Here is a 1,770-nt window from a genome sequence, read left to right as displayed (position 1 = left end):
GGGTCGAGGCTGTCGGTCGCTGCGCCGCCCTGGAGGCCGGCCCTCAGGATGCCGCCCTTTCGCGGCGCCTGCGCGTTCGCGGAGGCAGCAACCAGCGAGTTCGCAAGAGTGGCGCTGACCCCCAGTGCCGCCGCGCCTCCAAGAAATTCCCGCCGGCTGAGCAAACCCGAAGCGAAGCGGCGGCTAAGACGGTCAAATTCTTGCGACATTGAACTGCTCCTCCCCATTTATTCCCATTGACGCTGGGCAATGGCTCTTGTTTCGCCTACGTTACGTGTACACGTGGCGCGGTTTGCACAGTTTCGACCCTTCTCGGCGCAGAAAAACGGCCCATGCAGCAAGTTCAAGCATAATTTCAGTGCAGCGATTCTAAGTCGGCTCTGCACAGGAAATTTGACTCTTTGGCTGCGCTTGATTCGGGTTCATTTTGGCCAGTTTGACGTAGGTTTGGACATCCAGTTGCCGCAAGCTCCATTATTGGTGTTCCCAAACGTCATCTCGGCGCGGAGGCGGTCGCGGCTTTCGATGTGGCGGTCAAGGCACTGGCCGCCCAATGCGTCGATTTCGATCTCGACCTTATTGAGCCAACTTGCTTGCTTCGGCGTGCAGTGGAACTCTAGCCGCCTATGGATGCGCGGCTTCTACGACTTGATCCATAAGACGATGCGCCGGATTGAACACTGCGGCAGCCGACTGGGCGACATAGCAGACCTCCCAGCCACGCACTTTACGCAAAGTCTGAGCCCCGCCCCTAAGAATGTCGCGGCCGTTGAGGATGATCTCGCCGCCCGGTGCGGACGCCACCTCGGCCGTAACCATGGATGAAAGCCCAATAGTCGACTTGCCGGCACCGGATTCGCCGATAAGTCCCAGCACCTTGCTACGCCTCAATCGCAACGACACTTCGTCAACGATCGTGACGTTTCGCGGCTTCTCGGCCGGCGAAGAAGCTGTCGCCTTGATCTCGAGATTCCTGTTGTCGAGCAGAAAGCCTCCCTCTCGCTGCGGCTTTGCCCGTATCCTAACCATTAGTCGCGCCCCCTTTGAGGCTGGTGGTGCGGGTAAGCACCCAGTCCGCGCCCAAGTTGACGGAGATCGCAAGCGCTGCGATCGCAGCGGCCGGGATGAGGGCGGCAGGAATACCAAAAACGATGCCGTCGTTGTTTTCTTTCACCATGCCGCCGGCGGTTGCACACCGAGGCCGAGAAACGAAAGCGCCGACAAGAACAGCACCGAAAAGATGAAGCGCGGACCGAGTCCGCCACTACGGGAGCATGCGCTGGCCGGATAACCTCACAACGGGCGAATTCACAGGCACTCTGTTTAGGCCTCGAGCCAGCATTGCACCAATGCGGAGGCGTTACTCAACTCCGCTGCAGGATGCTTCACGAATCCCTTCACGCCCGGCCCCGTCGCATCGATGTACTGGTTGAACGTCGGGGCGATCGTCCCGCCCTCGTCACGAACGATCATGGCCATCTCACGATAGAGGTTCTTACGCTTTTCCTGGTCGAATTCGGCGCGCGCTTCGATCAGAAGCTTGTCGAACTTGTCGTTAAAGAAGCGGTTGTCGTTTTGGGCCGCCGTCGACAAAAAGGTGGCTGAGTATATCAGGTCCTGAGTTGGGCGACCGGACCAGTAGGAGGTAGAGAAGGGCTGCTTTAGCCAGACATCAGACCAATATCCGTCGCTCGGTTCGCGCTTGACGTCGATGGTGATGCCGGCCTTGGCACAGCTCTGCTGAAAAAGCTGAGCAGCATCAACGGCGCC

At 59.0% G+C, this 1,770-nt stretch carries 2 protein-coding genes and 2 pseudogenes; all 4 read right to left on the bottom strand.

All coding sequences use genetic code 11. The features are described from left to right. A partial coding sequence (locus LCM4577_RS28955; RefSeq protein WP_116390206.1) for a twin-arginine translocation signal domain-containing protein occupies window positions 1-209 on the bottom strand: 209 nt, incomplete at its 3' end. Between the two features lie 415 nt (window positions 210-624). Further along, window positions 625-1,029, bottom strand: coding sequence for an ATP-binding cassette domain-containing protein (locus LCM4577_RS28950; protein ID WP_071074405.1), 405 nt, complete (start codon window positions 1,027-1,029; stop codon window positions 625-627). Then, window positions 1,022-1,254: pseudogene (locus LCM4577_RS28945) on the bottom strand (ABC transporter permease); the annotation flags it as partial. The pseudogene LCM4577_RS28945 and the gene LCM4577_RS28950, both read right to left, overlap by 8 nt. A 69-nt stretch (window positions 1,255-1,323) precedes the next feature. Then, window positions 1,324-1,770, bottom strand: a pseudogene (locus LCM4577_RS28940) (peptide ABC transporter substrate-binding protein); the annotation flags it as partial.

The sequence above is a fragment of the Mesorhizobium sp. LCM 4577 genome (assembly GCF_001854795.2).
GTDB classification, from domain to species: domain Bacteria; phylum Pseudomonadota; class Alphaproteobacteria; order Rhizobiales; family Rhizobiaceae; genus Mesorhizobium; species Mesorhizobium plurifarium.
The sequence above is the reverse complement of the archived record's forward strand: the minus strand, read 5'-3'. Positions and strand labels throughout refer to the sequence as shown.

Excerpts from the sequence above, each read along its gene's own strand:
- LCM4577_RS28950 (WP_071074405.1), bottom strand. The coding sequence starts at position 1,029 with ATGGTTAGGATACGGGCAAAGCCGCAGCGAGAGGGAGGCTTTCTGCTC.